15 protein-coding genes, 3 tRNA genes and 1 riboswitch are annotated in these 17,855 nt (G+C 51.3%); of the genes, 11 read left to right on the top strand and 7 right to left on the bottom strand.

Annotated elements, in window-relative coordinates:
- Positions 1–82 precede the first annotated feature (82 nt).
- The 5 genes from AAC086_RS00505 to AAC086_RS00485 form a co-directional block, all read right to left on the bottom strand.
- A tRNA-Asn gene (locus tag AAC086_RS00505) sits at positions 83–158 on the bottom strand.
- A 317-nt stretch (positions 159–475) separates the two neighbouring features.
- Entirely contained in the window at positions 476–1,399 is a 924-nt protein-coding gene (locus AAC086_RS00500; RefSeq protein WP_339774090.1) for an aldo/keto reductase, read from the bottom strand.
- 281 nt (positions 1,400–1,680) lie between these two features.
- A tRNA-Asn gene (locus AAC086_RS00495) sits at positions 1,681–1,756 on the bottom strand.
- A 4-nt stretch (positions 1,757–1,760) separates the two neighbouring features.
- Positions 1,761–1,834: transfer RNA gene (locus AAC086_RS00490), tRNA-Cys, on the bottom strand.
- A gap of 160 nt (positions 1,835–1,994) precedes the next feature.
- Positions 1,995–3,986 carry a methyl-accepting chemotaxis protein gene (locus tag AAC086_RS00485; protein WP_339774088.1) on the bottom strand — a complete coding sequence of 664 codons (1,992 nt, stop codon included), beginning with the start codon at positions 3,984–3,986 and terminating at the stop codon, positions 1,995–1,997.
- Between the two features lie 510 nt (positions 3,987–4,496).
- Between AAC086_RS00485 and AAC086_RS00480 the strand changes: the two genes are divergently transcribed.
- The 11 genes from AAC086_RS00480 to ribB all read left to right on the top strand — a co-directional run bounded on the left by AAC086_RS00480 (position 4,497) and on the right by ribB (position 16,483).
- Positions 4,497–5,153, top strand: a complete 657-nt coding sequence (locus AAC086_RS00480) for a protein-L-isoaspartate O-methyltransferase (protein ID WP_339774086.1) — start codon at positions 4,497–4,499, stop codon at positions 5,151–5,153.
- A gap of 93 nt (positions 5,154–5,246) precedes the next feature.
- Positions 5,247–5,570, top strand: a complete 324-nt coding sequence (locus AAC086_RS00475) for a rhodanese-like domain-containing protein (protein WP_339774084.1) — start codon at positions 5,247–5,249, stop codon at positions 5,568–5,570.
- 150 nt (positions 5,571–5,720) lie between these two features.
- Positions 5,721–7,079, top strand: a complete 1,359-nt coding sequence (locus AAC086_RS00470; RefSeq protein WP_339774082.1) for a TolC family outer membrane protein — start codon at positions 5,721–5,723, stop codon at positions 7,077–7,079.
- Positions 7,080–7,198: 119 nt separating this feature from the next.
- A complete protein-coding gene (locus AAC086_RS00465) occupies positions 7,199–7,834 on the top strand; it encodes a DUF2497 domain-containing protein (RefSeq protein WP_339774080.1) in 636 nt (211 codons plus the stop codon).
- Between the two features lie 90 nt (positions 7,835–7,924).
- Positions 7,925–10,591 carry a valine--tRNA ligase gene (locus AAC086_RS00460; RefSeq protein ID WP_339774078.1) on the top strand — a complete coding sequence of 889 codons (2,667 nt, stop codon included), beginning with the start codon at positions 7,925–7,927 and terminating at the stop codon, positions 10,589–10,591.
- Between the two features lie 126 nt (positions 10,592–10,717).
- Positions 10,718–11,089 (top strand): antibiotic biosynthesis monooxygenase, encoded by a 372-nt coding sequence (locus tag AAC086_RS00455; protein ID WP_339774076.1) that lies wholly within the window; start codon positions 10,718–10,720, stop codon positions 11,087–11,089.
- Positions 11,089–12,492 carry an aminodeoxychorismate synthase component I gene (gene pabB, locus AAC086_RS00450; protein ID WP_339774648.1) on the top strand — a complete coding sequence of 468 codons (1,404 nt, stop codon included), beginning with the start codon at positions 11,089–11,091 and terminating at the stop codon, positions 12,490–12,492. Before AAC086_RS00455 ends, pabB begins: the two co-directional genes overlap by 1 nt.
- Before the next feature lie 53 nt (positions 12,493–12,545).
- Positions 12,546–13,175 carry an aminodeoxychorismate/anthranilate synthase component II gene (locus AAC086_RS00445; RefSeq protein ID WP_339774074.1) on the top strand — a complete coding sequence of 210 codons (630 nt, stop codon included), beginning with the start codon at positions 12,546–12,548 and terminating at the stop codon, positions 13,173–13,175.
- 2 nt (positions 13,176–13,177) lie between these two features.
- Positions 13,178–14,026 carry an aminotransferase class IV gene (locus AAC086_RS00440; protein WP_339774073.1) on the top strand — a complete coding sequence of 283 codons (849 nt, stop codon included), beginning with the start codon at positions 13,178–13,180 and terminating at the stop codon, positions 14,024–14,026.
- Between the two features lie 62 nt (positions 14,027–14,088).
- Entirely contained in the window at positions 14,089–15,369 is a 1,281-nt protein-coding gene (locus tag AAC086_RS00435) for a hypothetical protein (protein ID WP_339774071.1), read from the top strand.
- Positions 15,370–15,534: 165 nt separating this feature from the next.
- Positions 15,535–15,682, top strand: a riboswitch (FMN riboswitch).
- A 132-nt stretch (positions 15,683–15,814) separates the two neighbouring features.
- Positions 15,815–16,483 carry a 3,4-dihydroxy-2-butanone-4-phosphate synthase gene (gene ribB, locus AAC086_RS00430; RefSeq protein ID WP_339774069.1) on the top strand — a complete coding sequence of 223 codons (669 nt, stop codon included), beginning with the start codon at positions 15,815–15,817 and terminating at the stop codon, positions 16,481–16,483.
- 115 nt (positions 16,484–16,598) lie between these two features.
- Here ribB and xth read toward each other — a convergent pair whose 3' ends face one another.
- Together xth and erpA are read right to left on the bottom strand one after the other, a co-directional pair.
- Positions 16,599–17,378 carry an exodeoxyribonuclease III gene (gene xth / locus AAC086_RS00425; protein ID WP_339774067.1) on the bottom strand — a complete coding sequence of 260 codons (780 nt, stop codon included), beginning with the start codon at positions 17,376–17,378 and terminating at the stop codon, positions 16,599–16,601.
- A gap of 95 nt (positions 17,379–17,473) precedes the next feature.
- Positions 17,474–17,815, bottom strand: a complete 342-nt coding sequence (gene erpA, locus AAC086_RS00420; RefSeq protein WP_339774065.1) for an iron-sulfur cluster insertion protein ErpA — start codon at positions 17,813–17,815, stop codon at positions 17,474–17,476.
- Positions 17,816–17,855 lie beyond the last annotated feature (40 nt).

The raw sequence follows: 17,855 nt of genomic DNA, 5'->3' as shown, positions 1-17,855 counted from the left end.
TCCTTTTGGGCGTGTCGATCCATGATGGGGGAGGGTTACGAAAAGAAAAAGGGACCGAACGTTTGTTCGGTCCCTTTTTAATTGGCTCCGGCAGCAGGACTCGAACCTGCGACCCAATGATTAACAGTCATTTGCTCTACCAACTGAGCTATGCCGGATCAGTGTTAAGCACCCCGTTCGAAGTGCGTGGCTGGGGTATAATAAAACCCGGAAACACGTGCAAGACCTTTTTTGACAAAAAATCGGGAAAAATTGAATTTCGTCAAAATTTATCCAGTTTCAATGTCTTATCAGACGCTCGGGGTGGAAATGTTTGGTGCATTTTTAGCCGTGAATAAAACGAGATACATCAAGATCCGCCGTGATGCGTTCGAAAGTGCATCGCTTTGGTGCCGCTGCCGGAAGAACCAAGACGGATACTTAAATTTTACCCGCAATGCCGGGCACAATGAATTGAATAATCAGGATGTTGCAATCAGGGAACCGGGTGGCCCTGTGCGGCGACCAGAATGGCAAACCAGTCCTGGCGGTCCATCGTTATCGCACATGCCTGGGTTGCGGCACGGATCCGCTCGGGTTTCATGGTGCCAAGAACGGGGATCGGCTGGCACGGAAGCGCCATCAGCCATGCGACAGCGATTTCGGCAATGCCTGCAACGTCGTATTTGACACGCATTTCTTCAAGGATCGGCCGAAGGTGGGCGGCAACGGCATCGTCCTTGTCCTTGAACAGGCGCGCACCGCCCAGTGGCGACCAGATCATTGGTCTGACACGGTTTTGCTGCATCAAATCAAACGTGCCGTCAAAAATCGGGTCCAGTTCAAGAACGGAGCATTCAACCTGATTGGTGACAAGCGGTTGCTCAAGCCTGCTTTGCAGCAGATTAAACTGTGATGGTTTGAAGTTGGAAACGCCAAAATAACGAACTTTGCCATCGCGCTGTAGCTGGTTGAAGGCATCGGCAACTTCATCGGCAACCATTAACGGGTCGGGGCGGTGAAGTAACAAGGTATCGATATGGTCTATTCGCAGGTTTCGTAACGAGCGTTCGACCGATTCTATAATGTGAGGTTTGGACGTGTTGTAATGATTAATGCGGTGATCGGGGCGGGCGTCGCACACCAGCGCGATATCGCATTTTGTGATGATTTCCATCTGATGGCGTAAATGCGGTACGGTGGCCAATGCGTCGCCGAAATATTCTTCGCAGCCATAATTGCCATAAATATCGGCATGGTCAAAAGTGGTGATGCCGACATCAAGGGCGGTTTGCATGAGGCGGATAATATCGTCAACGCCGGAAATATCCGGGCTATTCCGAAGACGCCAGGTGCCCCAGGCCAAACTTGAAAAACTTAAATTTTCCGCTAACTGGCGGCGTGAAACAGGTGCTGACATTTCGGGTCCCTATGGGGCATCCTGTTTCTGGCGACGGGCATGTTAATCTGACCCGCATCTGAAACCGGATGACCTGTTTTTTCTGATTGCTCTGCCTATGTCGTATCAAGACATTGCGGTCAGGTAAACTGTCCATCATGTGTCAGATAAGGGCAGGGCAGAGTGTAATCTTGCCATCTGAAGCACTGTATCTATCGTTGTCATTCGTCGTGACAACGTGTCTCAGGACGAGACAGCGTAAAGAAAAAGGGACCGAACAAACGTTCGATCCCTTTCCACATTGGCTCCGGCAGCAGGACTCGAACCTGCGACCCAATGATTAACAGTCATTTGCTCTACCAACTGAGCTATGCCGGATCAGTGGAGGCGCGAGCCGGAATCGAACCGGCGTGCAAGGATTTGCAGTCCTCTGCGTAACCACTCCGCCATCGCGCCAGCGCGTCGGCAGGGCGGTGTATAGCCCTATCGAATACGAGCCGTCAAGCACCCAATTTTACATTTTTCATACAACAGCATGAATTTATGATCAAAAGCAGCACTGCCGCCAGTTTGAGGCTGGCGGCAGTTTTAAAAAATGCGCGTGCGCTGCTAAAGATTATCGACGCCGCTGTTTGCGCTCCAGCCACTGATCAAGGATTTTCTCGCAATCAGGCGATGGGCTGAAATGAAGGTTCGCGACATCCCCCTTACTGTTCTCAACCTCGAACGATAGCGATATTTTAAGGTCATCAAGAGTAATTGTGCCGCGAGAGCCGGATGTAAGCGGGTTTTGCAATTGTACCTTGCAGCCGCCTTTGGACAGATTGATGGTGTTGCCGCGTATGGCTTCACCATTCATGTTGATCTGAACCCTGGTGTTAATGTCGAATCTGGGGTCTCGGCGACGATTTACTTCCGGTGTTGCTGTGCGAACAATACGAACAAGGGTGGCGCGCAGTTCGGCAATGCTCTTGTCGACTTCGGATGCAATCCTGTTCATGTTTTCAGCCCGTTCCAGGTTGCTGTCGGCTTCTCGTGAAACATCGGTAATTTTTTCGGTCACCTGGTTTGATGCGGTTGCTGTTTCAACAACGCTACGGGCAATTTCCTGCGTCGCACTGTCTTGCTGGTGGACGGATATTTCGACATTGGAGGCGACTTGGTCGATGCGGCGGATGTTTGCGCTCATATGTTGAACGGCGGAAACAACCGAACCGGTAACCTGCTGAATATCGGCAATTTGGTGGGTAATTTCTTCGGTCGAACGTGCAGTTTGATTGGCCAGGTTCTTAACTTCCTGTGCCACCACGGCAAAACCCTTTCCTGCATCACCGGCCCGGGCTGCTTCGATTGTCGCGTTAAGGGCCAGAAGGTTGGTCTGGGCTGCAATGCCAGCAATCAGTTCGGCAACTTCACCAATACGGCCAACACTATCTTTCAGGGTTAATACAGTGCGTTCTGCCTCAATTCCTGAAGTGTTGGTTTCGGTTGCGATTGCTGTTGTTTCTTTGATTTGCCGCGATATTTCACGGATCGACACAGCAAGTTCTTCGGAGGCACCCGAGACGGCTTCCGCATTGGCAAGTGCTTCATGCGCTGCGTTAGCTACACTTTCAGAATTGGTTGAAACCCGTTGCGAGGATGCCGCCATGTCGCCGGCAGATGAATTCAGCCTTGATGTCTGGTCAATAATGGCTTCGACCACGATTTGTAATTCGCGTTCAACGGTTTCAGCCAAAATTTGCAGGGCCTTGACGCGCAGGGCGCTGGCTTTTTCTTCGTTTTCATATCGTTCAAGTGTGCCATAGGCCAGCTTGGCATGTAAGGCGCGCAACTGCTGGATTACGGGTTTGAAATCCGAGATGGATGGCAATTCAATTTCGTGGGACAGGTCATTCAGGGCGATGGCTTTAAAGTGATCTTCCATGCGCCGCAAAGGCTTGCACAATTTATGGGTTAAAAGTGTGCCGTAAATCAATGTCAGGGCAATGGTCGCGGCCAGTATCGCCAGATTTACCGTGATGGCGTTATAGCCGTTATGGTCTGCCCAGGCACCAAATCTGCCGGTCAGTACCATTAGAATCGCCATCGAGCCAAAGGCCACTGTCAGGCTGCCACGAATACCAGATACATAATGACGCAAAGATTGCCCAAAACCGATCCTGACAATTTGTCCGTCTTCCAGGTCGATATTCCTGGTGCCGTTGCGCAGGTCGGCATAAGTCTGTTCTGCTTCGCGTTTTTGCTCTGGCGTCGGTTTGGTTCGGATCGAGATATACCCGGTAACGTTTCCATCTTCGATGACGGGGGTGACGTTGGCGCGTACCCAGTAATGATCGCCATTTTTGCAGCGGTTTTTAACGATCCCCTGCCACGGACGCCCTGCCTTTACTGTGGCCCACAAATTGGCAAATGCTTCCTTGGGCATGTCACGGTGCCGTACAATATTATGGGCGGAACCAATGAGTTCATCTTCGCTAAAACCACTGATTCTTACGAAATCCCTGTTGGCAAAAGCGATCTTGCCTCCCGTATCTGTCCGCGAGACAAGGATGCTGGTGTCATCCATTTTGACTTCGCGATTTGTAACTGGCCCCGTATCGCGCATGGTTCCCCCCTTGGTGTTGCCCGTTTTGTGGCGTTTCAATCCCGTGTTAAATACACAGATACCGCGCGGGAAAAATTGATATATCTTTGTATCGTTCCATTAAAGATGATGGATTTTAAGATTATCCATTGGTATTGCGATGGGCCATCGCCCCGATATCGTCATTGTTCCGGGCGCTTTGCGAGATACAGAATCCAGATGCGGGGTTAATTGTTGTTTTGGGCTGGGGAATCGCTGTTTTCGGATGTTTAAGTGTCATGCTTGCAAAAACCCGGATGCACGTTAAAGGCCGCAAGGTTGGCTGAAGGTGATCAGAGGTTGTGTCTGGCGGCGTTTTGGTGGGGATATTGGCAAAAAAACACGAGCCCGTGCTGCCTATCTGCCGCCCATGCAATTTCCAATGTTGTCAGGGGGCGGTGGGCTGACTATAAACGTGACAGCTCGTCTGGCTCTCTGGCTATAATTGCTGCGGGGCCATCATCCTTTTCTTGCGGGAATTTCAGGTCAGATATGATGGATTATCAAGTCGCGCGCCACAACATGGTGGAAAATCAGGTTCGTACCAACAAGGTTACCGATCCTTTGGTCATCGCAGCGATGGAAGATGTCCCGCGGGAACGGTTTTTGCCTGAAAGCAAGCGTGATGTTGCCTATGTCGACGAAGACATTTCCATTGGTAACGGTCGCTATGCCATCGAGCCGATGGTTATTGCCCGTTTGATGCAGGTCGCCGAAATCGCCACCACCGATGTCGCGCTCGTTATTGGCGCAGGGTATGGTTATGCCTGTGCGCTGCTGTCACGGGTTGCGGAAACGGTCGTCGCGGTTGAGGGGGACGGCGCAATGGCGCAGGCCGCCGAAAAAATCATGCAGGACAATAATTTTGACAACGTGATCGTTGTTGAAGGGGACGTTGTTAAGGGATACGCCAAACAGTCTCCTTATAATGTCATTCTGTTTGATGGTGCTGTGGCCGAAGTGCCGGAAGCCATTTTGTCGCAATTGGCAGAAGGCGGGCGTTTGCTTGCTGTTGTTCGTGAAGAGAACAAGGTTGGCATTGCGCGTTTGTATGAACGTGAGCATGGTGTCATCGGGCATCGTGACCTGTTTGATGCAAACGTACCGTATTTGCCGGGGTTTGAGCCGGTCGAAAGTTTTGTCTTTTAAGTCACAATGAAACATATCGTTCCGGTAACAGGGTGCTGATATCGGAACGCATCGTTGTGTTATTTGTTGTTGCAAGGTCTGGTTCAATTGGACATGGTCCGGGATATTTCGTGTCAGGAAGTGGCGGGGCTGATTAAAACATCAGCGCCGCTTACCCTTGTTGATGTGCGCGAAGACTGGGAAGTTGAAATTTGCGCGATTGACGGGGCCTTGCATATACCGCTTGGCGATATCGCACGCCGTCTTGACGAAATTGGCACCGATAAACCGGTGGCGGTTTTATGTCATCACGGTGTTCGCAGCCGCCACGCGGCGATGTTTTTGGCGGTACAAGGTGTTAAAGACGTTTTTAATATCGCTGGTGGTATAGAAAAGTGGGCTATCGATATCGCACCAGAAATGTCACGATACGAATGATGAAAATGAATTAGTTCGGCTAAATGAAGGGAAAATTGGAAATTTTGCTTCCAACGACCTCTTTTTTTAGACATTTTTATTGGCAACGTTACCAAATCGGAACTGCGCTGGGGTCGGGACTTAGTGTAGGACTTTGACAAGGGTGTATAAATGATAAAACGGTTCTTGCTGACCTGTAGCATTCTGGCTACTGCCGGGGTGGTCTCTGCAGCGGCGTCTGCTGAAACCCTCGATGATGCGCTTGCCAAAGCATATCAGAGCAACCCGACACTCGAAGCCGGCCGGGCACAACTGCGCTCTACGGACGAGGAAATTTCAAAGGCGCTTTCTAACTGGCGGCCCACGGTTCAATTAAGTGGTAGTGCAGGTATCCGCAGACTTGATGTTGATACCGATAATGCATCCACAACAAATGATTCGACGCTTAACCCTTACCAGGTCGGCTTGAATGTCAGCCAGCCTTTGTATCGTGGTGGACGGACCGAAGCCGAAACCGAACGCGCCGATGCGCGGATCAAGGCACAGCGCGCGGCTTTGCGCTCAAGTGAACAGACCGTGTTTCTTGATGTTGCAACCGCTTATTTTAACGTTCTGCGTGACACAGCGGTTGTGGAACTGAACCAGAACAACATTCGCGTGCTTGAACGTCAGCTTGAAGCAACACGGGATCGTTTCTCGGTGGGGGAAGTTACCCGTACCGACGTGGCACAGGCTGAAGCCCGCCTGGCGGGTGCCAAGGCTAACCTGATTGCAGCACAGGGAACGCTTGCCAATACGCGTGCGGTCTATGAACGCCTGGTTGGCAATGCACCGACGGACCTTAAAATTCCTGATCCGCTTGGAGGACTGCCGACCGGTGTCAAGCAGGTGGTTGAAACCGCCAGTGCACAGCATCCGGATGTTTTGCAGGCACAATATTCTGAAGACGCTGCCCATGATGATATTCGTCTGAGCGAGGGTGCCCTTTATCCCGTCGTCAGCCTGTCAGCAGGTGTATCGCGCAGCAGCGAATCCTCGTCAGAAGACACCACCACGGATAATGCCGAGATTCTTGCCGAAGTAACGGTTCCGATCTATCAGCAGGGCGCTGAATATTCTACCATTCGTGCGGCCAAGCAGACAGCGGGGCAGGCGCGGCTGGTGGTGGATCAGACCCGTCGGCAAGTAATTGAAAGTGCGACCAGTGCCTGGGAAAACCTGGTAACGGCACGTGCAAGTATCGAAAGCCAGCAGTCTGAAGTTTCGGCTGCCGAAGTTGCTCTTGACGGTGTTCAGCGTGAAGCGTCTGTTGGGTCGCGTACGGTTCTTGACGTTCTTGACCAGGAACAGGAACTTTTGCAGGCGCGTGTATCTCTGGTACAGTCCCGTCGTGATGCAGCGGTTGCCGAATTTGAGGTTAAAGCAGCAATCGGTGCCCTGAATGCACAGGTTTTGGGTCTGCCGGTTGAAATTTACGATGTAGAACAAAACTATAATAAAGTTAAGGATCAATTGTGGGGATCTGATTGATCTGGAAGTGCCAACACCGGCCCCGAACGGTATGGGGTCGGATAATCGACCGGACCAGTTCGGTGATTATTTTTTAGCGCGAAAGAAAACCAATGAGTGACGGGCAACAGGAACCTTCGATGGAGGACATCCTTCAGTCCATTCGCAAAATTCTTGCGGATGAGGGAGAGGATGAGAAAAAGGAACCGGCAAAACGAAAGCCGACCCCGGTGCCTGAACCTAAACCTAAACCAGAGGTTTTTGACGAGCCGGAAGATGAGTTCGACGAACTGGTTCTGGAAGATGAACCCGAAGAGCTGGAACTTGAGGACGAAGAGCCAGAGCCGCTTGATCTTGATGATGAAGAGGAAATGGAACTTGCTCCGGAAAGCATGGATCTTGACGATATGCTCGATTTTGAAGAGCAGGTCGAAGAAGAACCTGAGCCGGAACCCGAACCGGAACCTGTTCGCGAAGAACCGCGACGTCCGGTACCAGCTTTTTACGAGGAAGAAGATGACGACGAGCCTGCGCTGATTTCCGGGCAGACTGAATCTTCGGCCTCGGGCAGCATGACAGAACTGGCTCAGGCTGTTGCACGTAAGCGTGCAATTGGCTTGGGGATCAATGCCGGTCATGCCACCCTTGAAGATCTGGTGCGTGATATGCTGCGCCCGATCCTGAAAGAGTGGCTTGACGAGAATTTGCCTTACATGATCGAGCGCCTTGTGAAAAAGGAAATCGAGCGGATTGTCAGCCGCGCCGAAGACCTTTAGGCGAGCCGATTAGTAACAATCAGCGGCGCGCCTTTCGGTGCGCCGCTTTTTTTCTTTTCTCAATAAAACCCGCAGCGGATCAGAAAGACGATGTTGGATAAAACCTACAACCCGACCGACGTGGAAAACAAACTCTACGAAAAATGGGAAAAATCCGGGGCATTTGCCGCCCATCCGGAAAGCAAAGAAAATCCCTATGTCATTATGATGCCGCCGCCCAACGTGACCGGCAGCCTGCATATGGGGCATGCTTTGACCTTTACCTTGCAGGATATTCTGGTGCGCTATAATCGCATGATCGGCAAGGATACCCTGTGGCAGCCGGGCACGGACCATGCCGGTATTGCGACCCAGATGGTGGTGGAACGTCAGCTTGGCGCCCAAAATGTGACCCGTCACGATCTGGGCCGTGAAAAGTTCGTCGAAAAAGTCTGGGAATGGAAAGAAGAATCGGGCGGAACGATTACCAATCAGTTGCGCCGCCTTGGCGCATCGCCCGATTGGCCGCGCGAACGCTTTACCATGGATGAAGGCCTGTCGTCTGCTGTGCGCAAGGTGTTTGTCACCCTGCACAAACAGGGGTTGATTTATCGCGACAAGCGACTGGTCAACTGGGACCCGAAACTTCTGACCGCAATTTCAGACCTGGAAGTCGTCCAGAAAGAAGTTAAAGGTCATTTCTGGCATTTTAAATATCCGATCGAAGGCCGTGAGGGTGAATTTATTACCGTTGCCACCACGCGCCCGGAAACAATGCTGGGCGACACGGCTGTTGCGGTTCATCCCGACGATGAACGCTATGCGGATCTGGTTGGTAAATATTGTATTTTGCCAATTGTTGGCCGTCGAATTCCGATTGTCGCCGATGAATATGCCGACCCTGAAAAAGGGTCCGGTGCCGTTAAAATCACCCCGGCGCATGACTTTAACGACTTTGAAGTTGGCAAACGCAACGATTTGGAAAAAATCAATATTCTCGATGACCACGCCTGCATCAATGACAATGCCCCGGAAGAATATCGCGGCATGGACCGCTTCAAGGCACGCGAACTGATCATTGCGCGGATGGACGAATTTGGTCTTTTGGAAAAGATCGAAGACACCGTTCATATGGTGCCCTATGGCGACCGCTCAAACGTTGTGATCGAGCCTTACTTGACGGATCAGTGGTTTGTGAATGCCGAGGTGCTGGCAAAACCGGCAACCGAAGCCGTCGAAGATGGTCGCATCCGGTTTGTGCCGAAAAACTGGGAAAACACCTATTTTGAATGGATGCGCAACATCCAGCCGTGGTGTATTTCACGGCAGTTGTGGTGGGGCCATCGTATTCCTGCATGGTTTGGCCCGGATGGCACTTTCTTTGTTGAAGAAACCGAAGAAGAAGCCATTGCCGCCGCCAAGGCACATTACGGCAAAGAAGTTGAACTTGATCAGGAAACTGATGTTCTTGATACGTGGTTTTCATCTGCCTTGTGGCCGTTTTCGACCCTTGGCTGGCCCGAACAGACGCCGGAACTTGGAAAATACTATCCAGGTGATGTGCTGGTTACCGGGTTTGACATCATTTTCTTCTGGGTTGCCCGTATGATCATGATGGGAATGCATTTCATGGACGGGCAGGTGCCGTTTCGTGATGTGTATATCCATGCCCTGGTACGTGATGAAAACGGCCAGAAAATGTCCAAGTCAAAGGGCAACGTGATTGATCCGCTTGATCTGATTGCAAAATTTGGCTGTGATGCCCTGCGCATGACGCTGACGGCCCTTGCCGCACAGGGCCGCGATATCAAACTTGCAGAATCCCGGGTGGAAGGGTATCGCAATTTTGCGACCAAAATCTGGAACGCCGCACGGTTCTGCGAAATGAACGAATGCAATGTTGTTGACGGATTTGATCCCAAATCGGTTAAAACGACCTTGAATCGCTGGATCGTTGGCAAGGTTGCCGAGGCCGCCAGGAACGTTTCGGGTTCGATTGAAAACTATCGTTTCAACGATGCCGCAGCCGGTGCGTATCAGTTTGTTTGGGGTACTTTTTGTGACTGGTATCTGGAACTGGCCAAGCCGGTTTTTATGGGCGATGATGCCGATGCCAAGGCCGAAACGCGTGCGACAGCGGCCTGGGTTTTTGATCAGATTTTGCTGATCCTGCACCCGATCATGCCGTTCATCACCGAAGAATTGTGGGCGCAGACCAGCGAAAAACATACTGGTTTGTTAATGGCGCAAGCCTGGCCGACATTAGGTGACGATCTGATCGATACCAATGTTGAAGCCGAAATGGATTTGGCGTTGCGCCTGATCGGTAACATTCGTGGTGTTCGTTCGGAAATGAATGTACCGCCATCCGCCGAAGTGCCGATTTATCTGGTGGATGCCACCGATGCCATGAAAGCCGCCATTGCTGCGCAGGAAGCCCAGGTAAAGCGCTTGGCCCGTGTTGCCGTGATCGAGTTTATTGGTGCGGATCGGACCGAAGCTGTGGCAAAAGGCGCGATCCAGACAGTGGTTGACGGTGTGCCCGTGTTTGTTTCTGTGGCGGATTTCATTGATGTTGCGGCCGAAAAATCGCGACTTGAAAAAGAAATAGAAAAAATCGGCAAATATATCAAAGCGCAGGAAGGAAAACTTTCCAACGAACGCTTTGTTAGCCGTGCCCCGGAAGAAATTGTTGCCGCTGAGAAGGCCAAACTTGAAGATGCCCGGAATACCTTGGGTAAACTTCAGGAAGGTTTTGATCGCATTGCTGCCATGTAAGGGTGTGAATTTCATAACCTGATCACGAAAAGGGGTGTCGCATTTGCTGCATCCCTTTTTTGTCACTGGTATTGGTGATGGAATCGCCTAAATTGTCGCCACGTGTTTTACGCAGGAGACATTGTGATGCCGCTTTCCCGTTTGCCGTCGCCGCCCTATTATGCTGTTATTTTTTCCTCTATTCGTACCGATGGCGATAGCGCGGCATATGGCGCTAAAGCCGCCGAGATGAGCCGCCTTGCCGCACAACAGGATGGATATTTGGGTGAAGATTCGACCGAGCGCGACAGCGAAGGTATGGGCATTACCGTATCGTACTGGCGTGATGAAGCGGCCATCAAGGCATGGAAATTACAGCTCGATCACACCGCAGCCCGTAATATGGGCCGCGAAAAGTGGTATCGGAGCTATACCTTGCGGGTTGCGAAAATTGAGCGAGCCTATGATTTTGATCGGCCGGATGCGGACGGCGATGCTGTCAGCCGGAACCAGGATTGATGCTGGTCGAAGAATACCCGTTTATTGAACCCGATATTGCCTTTGGTGCTTTGGCAGGTTCAGGTAAGTGCCAGTTTCTGGATTCTGGAAATGACGCCGGATTTTCCTATATCGCGCTAAACCCCATCCATATAATCACGGCCCGTGACGGGCAGGTGTGCCTGGATGGTGTCGATGTGCCCGGTAACCCCTTTGCTGTCCTTGGCACTTTGATGGCCCAATATGAGGTTCCCCACGATGCGACCTTGCCGCCTTTTCAGGGCGGGCTGGTTGGCTATTTTGGCTATGATTTGTGCCAGCAACTGGAAAACCTGCCGGAACCTGAACAGGACTGGATAAACATCCCCGATTTGATGGCGGGCATTTACGATGTTGTTCTGTCGTTTGACCTTGCCAAACGCCGGATGTGGATCATTGCGCATGGCTTTTGCGCGCCGCAAAGTCAGGCGCAACGGATGCGTGCGCGAGAGAAACTGGCCGATATCAAAGACCTGCTTCGTCGGGCCATGCCATTTGAGGTAGACGTTCCTCAAGCCCCCGAATTACCGGCCATGATGTCGTGGCAGGCCAACTTTAACCGCGCGGATTACGAAAATGCGGTGCGCCGGGTGCTGGATTATATATTTGCGGGTGATATTTTTCAGGCAAATTTATCGCAATCGTTTTTTGCGCACTATGGCCTGGGGCAGATGCCAGACAGATTTGCTCTGTATCGCAGACTGCGCGGCTTAAGCCCGGCACCGTTTGGCGCATATCTGGATTTTGGTGCGGTTGCTATATTGTCAAATTCGCCCGAGCGCTTTTTGAAAGTTGATGCTGACGGCAGGGTGGAAACCAAACCGATCAAAGGCACGCGTCCGCGCGGCAACACACCGCTGGAGGATGCCGCAAATGCACAGGAATTGTTGTGCTCGGACAAGGACCGGGCAGAGAATGTCATGATTGTCGATCTGTTGCGCAACGATCTGTCCAAGGTCTGTGAACCGTACAGCGTTGTTACAAAGGCGATTTGCCAGCTTGAAAGTTTTGCCAATGTTCACCATCTGGTTTCAACGGTCGAGGGCAGGCTGGAAACCGGAAAAACGGCGATTGATGCGTTCGCAGCGTGTTTCCCCGGTGGCTCCATTACCGGGGCGCCGAAAATTCGCGCCATGGAAATCATTACCGAGCTTGAAAACCGTCGCCGGGGTGCCTATTGCGGGGCCATTGGCTTTATTGGCTTTGACGGTGCGATGGATACCAGTATCGCCATTAGAACCTTGTCTATCCATGAGGGGCGGATGGCCTTTAACGTTGGGGGTGGTATTGTGGCCGACAGCATACCGGCTTGCGAATATGACGAAACCATGTCGAAGGCGGCCAAACTTATAGCGGCCCTTGGGATCGTGACCAGGTTGTCATAAGGTCTGGCAGGGTCGTATGGTCGGGCAACCGGCATGAAAACTGGAAATCGTTTGTGATTTTATTGATCGATAATTACGATTCTTTTGTCTTCAACCTGGCCCGATATGTGCGCGAGCTGGGACGCGAGGTTGTGGTGATGCGCAACGATGCGATTGATGCGCCTGGCGTTCGCCAACTGGCCCCCGAAGCCGTCATTATATCGCCCGGGCCGTGCGCGCCCGATCAGGCCGGGCAGTGCTTGAATATCGTTCGTGACACCTGCAATGATTTTCCGCTGTTGGGTGTCTGTCTGGGGCATCAGGTGATTGCCCAGGCATTTAACGGGACAATAACCCGTGCCGCCCGTCCGCTACATGGTAAAACCACGCCGATTGATCATGATGGCACAGGGGTGTTTTCCTCATTGCCTACCCCGTTAACGGTAACCCGTTATCATTCCCTGATCGCGAATTTACCAACGAATAACGCCAAATTGCGGGCCACAGCGCTTAGCCCCGATGGTGAATTAATGGCGCTGGCGCATCTGAGCCTGCCGGTTTACGGCGTGCAATTTCATCCCGAAGCCGTTCTGACCGAACATGGACACGATTTACTGGGTAATTTTTTGACCATCGCGGATAAATTCAACCAGCAAAAATTATCGCGACAAGTGGCAGATCGTACAATCGCGAAAGGGGCTTGAGGATGTTGTGGTTGAATGGCACTTTTCTGAATGAAAACGATGCACATATATCTGTTTCAGATCGTGGTTTTTTGCTCGGCGATGGTGTGTTCGAAACCATGCGAGCAACGAACGGTCATGTTGGGTGGTTATCTTTTCACCTTCAAAGAATATCGCAAAGTATTGATGTGTTGGGGGGATTTCCTGTTAAGATTCCAAGTGAAGCAACATTGGCGAAAGTGATCTCGACATTGTGTCAGGGCTTTGAAAAACGCCACGCCGTTATCCGTCTAACTGTATCGCGCGGGCAGGGCGGGCAAGGGTTGCTTGCGATCGGGGCAAGTGGATCGACCGTGTTAATCACGGCAAAACCCATTGACCTGGATGCAGGATGCGGGCCGCTTGAACTGGCAATATCCAAACAGGTACGCCGCAATCCGTGGTCTGTTGCCAGCCGTATGAAAAGCCTTAATTACCTTGACAATATTGTCGCCCGCAAGGAGGCCGCCGATGCCGGCGCGGAAGATTGCCTGATCCTGACGCAGGATGGTCATGTCGGGGAAACCACCATTGCCAATGTTTTTGCGATGCTTAAAGGGCGACTTTATACCGCACCAAAAGAAAGCGGCATTTTTGCCGGGTTAAGCCGGGCCTGCGTTATTGATTGGGCGCAAAGCAATCACATTTCGCTATGTTATGATCCGGTAACGATTGAGCAATTGAAAACAACGGACTGCGTATTTGTTTGCAATGCATTGCGGGGCGTTCGTGTGGTTTCAAGTGTTGGGGATTATATGCTGAACCAAACGCAAAGTGGATTAAAACTGATTACAAAATTATCACAGCACCTTGAAAACAGCATCGGACGTTAGGTTTTAAGGGGCTGAATTTTTACAGTTTGCCTGTTTTAAATGAATAGACGTGCAGAGAGAACATGACGCAAGCTGGAAAGTTAAAGCAAATTTCGGCGATCAGATTGCTGGAATTGCTGAAAAAGAACGATCATTCCGGCAAAAAACTGTTTGTCGGGTTGCTGAATCTCCCGGTTTCGTTGCGACTATCACCCGATGATTATGCTGCTTTGATGCGTGAAGGTTTTCGCCTGCTGCCTGAACGTACCCAGCAATATAAACTCAATAACGGTATGGTCGCCTTTGTTCGGCTGGGGCGGGGGTTGGGCAATGTGGACCCATTTGTCGATACTATTTCCGAGTTGCTCGAAAAGGTTATTGTTCGTCACGGGTTGGGCGCTGTCCCTGAGGATATCTGGAGCGAATTTCGCTGGCCTGATGATGATGCCAGGTTGCAAGCCGCACTTCAAATCAGCAGCAAAAATACAAATTTTACAACCGGCAAAAAGAAAATTGACCTTGGAAATCTGTTGAAGGCGGCCATTTCGGGTGATGCTGTTTATGATTCTTGTCGTCGCCAGGCCATATTGGAAATCCGCGAGACCCAACGCGAAATTATTGGTCATGAACTTTATTGTTCGCTGGATTTTTTACGTCACAACCATTTGTCAAACTTCGTCCTCGAAGGTTCTGGCGAAATAGAAATCCTGTCGCGGGTGCTTGATGACAAAGTCATGGCGCTAACCGAAAGACTTGCCCCTCTTGTTTTGCCCGATGTGTTGCATCTGAACATGCAGGTGCAGACAATTTTTTCCGACTCGTTTGCGAATTTTCTTGGCAATGGCGGTAGCCGGTTTGCCCGAAACCTGGCGATTGAGGTTTCGCTGGAAAATGCCATTGCCGACTGGTGGGAATTCGAGGATGCCTGCAAGTTATTGCAATCGGCCGGTGTTCGTGTGGGGCTGGATCGCATTACACTGCCCGCACTGGAATTTTTGTCGCCGCGCAAGATCAATGTCGATTTTGTAAAAGTGATCTGGGATCAGAATATCATCGGGTCAAAGCGGTCCACTGTTGCTGAAAGACTGCGTGAATTTGCAGTCGCCTTGGGCAACCGCAATCTGATTTTAACCAGGTGTGACAGCCGCACCGCCGTACGCATGGGACGGAGCCTTGGGGTGGATGCTTTTCAGGGCAGCTATATTGATGCCCTGTTGGGCAAGTATCTTGGCGACCAATGCGATTCACCCCATGCCGCTGGAAACGAACGCCGATGTGCCGTCTGCCAATGGGCCCCGCGTGAAACCGAAAGCAATGGCTGCGGCTTTCATTTCCGGGCGGGTAAAGTGTTGCCGCCGCTATAGCACGATACCCGCATGGTTTTGGGCATGTTTTCGACGCGACAATCGGTTACCCCCATTTTCGCAACGATATGTTGGCAAGGTTTGACCTTGCCAAGATGGGCGTAATTTTCTAGTGTCTTTTTGCTGATCGTTGTTTACGGTTAGTTATGTCGTTATTAAAACGGCGCTTATTCTCAGGGCAGGGTGTAATTCCTGACCGGCGGTAACCCGACTTCGGGAAGCCCGCGAGCGCCTGGCAGGTAACTGTCAGGGTCAAGCAGATCTGGTGTGATTCCAGGGCCGACGGTAATAGTCCGGATGGGAGAGGATAAAGCGTGACGGGATGGGCAACTGGATATTCCATATGCCTGTTTTGTTAGGTATCGACAAAGAGCGATGTTTACATCGTTGCTTTGACCTTTCTTGCGTGCCCTGATTCGTAAGCCGCCATTATTGGAGGACGGTTATGAATCAGAGTGATCATCAAGAACCCACATTGTCGCAATTTGGCGATTCAATGGTCCGGATGGAACGTGCCATTGCCGATTTGCAGGCCGGAAAAGGGGTTCTGGTTGTTGATGACGAAGATCGCGAAAATGAAGGCGATCTGATTTTTTCTGCACAGCATTTAACCAACGAACAAATGGCGATGATGATTCGCGATTGTTCCGGCATTGTCTGCCTGTGTTTGACAGATGCCCATGCAACGGCACTGGAATTGCCACCCATGGTGACAAACAACACCTCAAGCATGGGAACAGGCTTTACAGTTACCATTGAGGCCAAGGTTGGCGTCACCACCGGTGTTTCAGCCGCCGACCGCGTGACAACCGTTAAGGTTGCCACAGCGGATGGTGCCAAAGCAGCGGACCTTGCGCGTCCTGGTCATGTGTTTCCGTTGCGTGCGCGCCCCGGCGGGGTGATGGAACGGCGCGGCCATACCGAGGCCACCGTCGATATGATGCTTCTGGCCGGGTTAAAACCGGCAGGGGTTTTGTGCGAAGTCACCAACCCCGATGGCACCATGGCCCGTTTGTCCGAACTTGTTAAATATGCCGGGCAGCATGACATGGTTGTGATCAGCATTGACGATATCGTCGCCTACCGCCAGCAAATGCAAAAAGCTGCAGAATAATCTTGCTGGCGTTTGATCGGTGCGAAACCATAAAGGGACGGTCCATCTGGCCGTCCCTTTTGTATTCATAATCTATCAAATTAATAATTCATCATATCTGTTTGATATCAATAAATTACCCATCAATCATGCACCAGACCGGAGTGTGGTCCGATGCTTTTTCCTTGCCGCGCGGGTCGCGATCAATATCGGCAGCGCTCAGGCGGTCGGCTGCGGCCGGGGTTAACAGCAAATGGTCGATGCGCAATCCGTTATCCTTGTTCCACGCCCCGGCGCGATAATCCCACCAGCTATATTGATGGCCATTGGCATTAAAGGTGCGAAAGGCATCGGTGTAGCCCAAATTCATTATGGTGCGCAGACGTTTGCGTTCCTGGATGGAGCATAAAACCGTTTCATGCAGTTTTTCCGGGTCATACACATCGGAATCATCCGGGGCGATATTGTAATCGCCGCCCATGACCGCAGCTTCCCCGCTGGCAAAAATATGTTCAAACCGGGTAATCAGGCGGTCTAGAAAGTTCAGCTTGTAAGCGAACTTTTCCGATCCGACTTCCGTTCCCATTGGTACATAAATAGAGGCAACCCGAACCGGCTTTTCGCCTGAAATCACGGCTTCAATATAACGAGCCTGTTCGTCATCGTCGTTGCCGGGCAGGCCGCGCTGAACGTCCTCAATCGGGAATTTCGACAGGATAGCGACGCCGTTATAGGTTTTCTGGCCGTGAATGGCGATGTTATAGCCAAGATCTTCAATTTCCATGGCCGGGAAACCGTCATCAACCGTTTTGGTTTCCTGTAGCAGCACCACATCGGGCTGCGCTTGGTCCAGCCATTCGAGGATATTGGGAAGGCGTGCCTTGATCGAATTGACATTCCAGGTGGCGATTTTCATAAATTCCTCGAATTTCGCTAAAATATTGCCAAAAATAAAACGGGACCTGCACAATCACAGGTCCCGTAAAGATCTATCGCTTTCATTTCGGCCAATCAAACCGAGAAACTTGATCCGCAACCACAAGACGACGACGCATTGGGGTTATTCACCCGAAATGCCGCCCCGACCAGTTCGCGAACAAAATCAATTTCGGCTCCGCCCAATAAATCAAGCGAAACGTCATCGACGACCATTTTGGCGCCGAAATTTTCGAAAACATGATCTTCGTTGCTGCTATTATCGTCTAGCGAGAATTCGTACTGAAAACCGCTGCAACCGCCGCCAGAAACCTGCAGGCGTAGCATAAGGCCTTTATTGCCTTCGCTGTTGATCAGTTCCTGAATGCGGGTCGCCGCACTTTCTGTCATCTGTACTTGCCGGGATGCTTCCGCCATTTACATGCTCCTTGACACTCAACCCAACGTGTGGGGTTTA

The sequence above is a fragment of the uncultured Thalassospira sp. genome, from assembly GCF_963976115.1.
GTDB lineage: Bacteria > Pseudomonadota > Alphaproteobacteria > Rhodospirillales > Thalassospiraceae > Thalassospira.
The sequence above is the reverse complement of the archived record's forward strand: the minus strand, read 5'-3'. Positions and strand labels throughout refer to the sequence as shown.

What these genes read in the sequence shown, in the direction of transcription:
- AAC086_RS00500 (WP_339774090.1), bottom strand. Translation starts at nt 1,399, where the DNA reads ATGTCAGCACCTGTTTCACGCCGCCAGTTAGCGGAAAATTTAAGTTTT.
- AAC086_RS00485 (WP_339774088.1), bottom strand. Translation starts at nt 3,986, where the DNA reads ATGCGCGATACGGGGCCAGTTACAAATCGCGAAGTCAAAATGGATGAC.
- AAC086_RS00480 (WP_339774086.1), top strand. Translation starts at nt 4,497, where the DNA reads ATGATGGATTATCAAGTCGCGCGCCACAACATGGTGGAAAATCAGGTT.
- AAC086_RS00475 (WP_339774084.1), top strand. Translation starts at nt 5,247, where the DNA reads ATGGTCCGGGATATTTCGTGTCAGGAAGTGGCGGGGCTGATTAAAACA.
- AAC086_RS00470 (WP_339774082.1), top strand. Translation starts at nt 5,721, where the DNA reads ATGATAAAACGGTTCTTGCTGACCTGTAGCATTCTGGCTACTGCCGGG.
- AAC086_RS00465 (WP_339774080.1), top strand. Translation starts at nt 7,199, where the DNA reads ATGGAGGACATCCTTCAGTCCATTCGCAAAATTCTTGCGGATGAGGGA.
- AAC086_RS00460 (WP_339774078.1), top strand. Translation starts at nt 7,925, where the DNA reads ATGTTGGATAAAACCTACAACCCGACCGACGTGGAAAACAAACTCTAC.
- AAC086_RS00455 (WP_339774076.1), top strand. Translation starts at nt 10,718, where the DNA reads ATGCCGCTTTCCCGTTTGCCGTCGCCGCCCTATTATGCTGTTATTTTT.
- pabB (WP_339774648.1), top strand. Translation starts at nt 11,089, where the DNA reads ATGCTGGTCGAAGAATACCCGTTTATTGAACCCGATATTGCCTTTGGT.
- AAC086_RS00440 (WP_339774073.1), top strand. Translation starts at nt 13,178, where the DNA reads ATGTTGTGGTTGAATGGCACTTTTCTGAATGAAAACGATGCACATATA.
- AAC086_RS00435 (WP_339774071.1), top strand. Translation starts at nt 14,089, where the DNA reads ATGACGCAAGCTGGAAAGTTAAAGCAAATTTCGGCGATCAGATTGCTG.
- ribB (WP_339774069.1), top strand. Translation starts at nt 15,815, where the DNA reads ATGAATCAGAGTGATCATCAAGAACCCACATTGTCGCAATTTGGCGAT.
- xth (WP_339774067.1), bottom strand. Translation starts at nt 17,378, where the DNA reads ATGAAAATCGCCACCTGGAATGTCAATTCGATCAAGGCACGCCTTCCC.
- erpA (WP_339774065.1), bottom strand. Translation starts at nt 17,815, where the DNA reads ATGGCGGAAGCATCCCGGCAAGTACAGATGACAGAAAGTGCGGCGACC.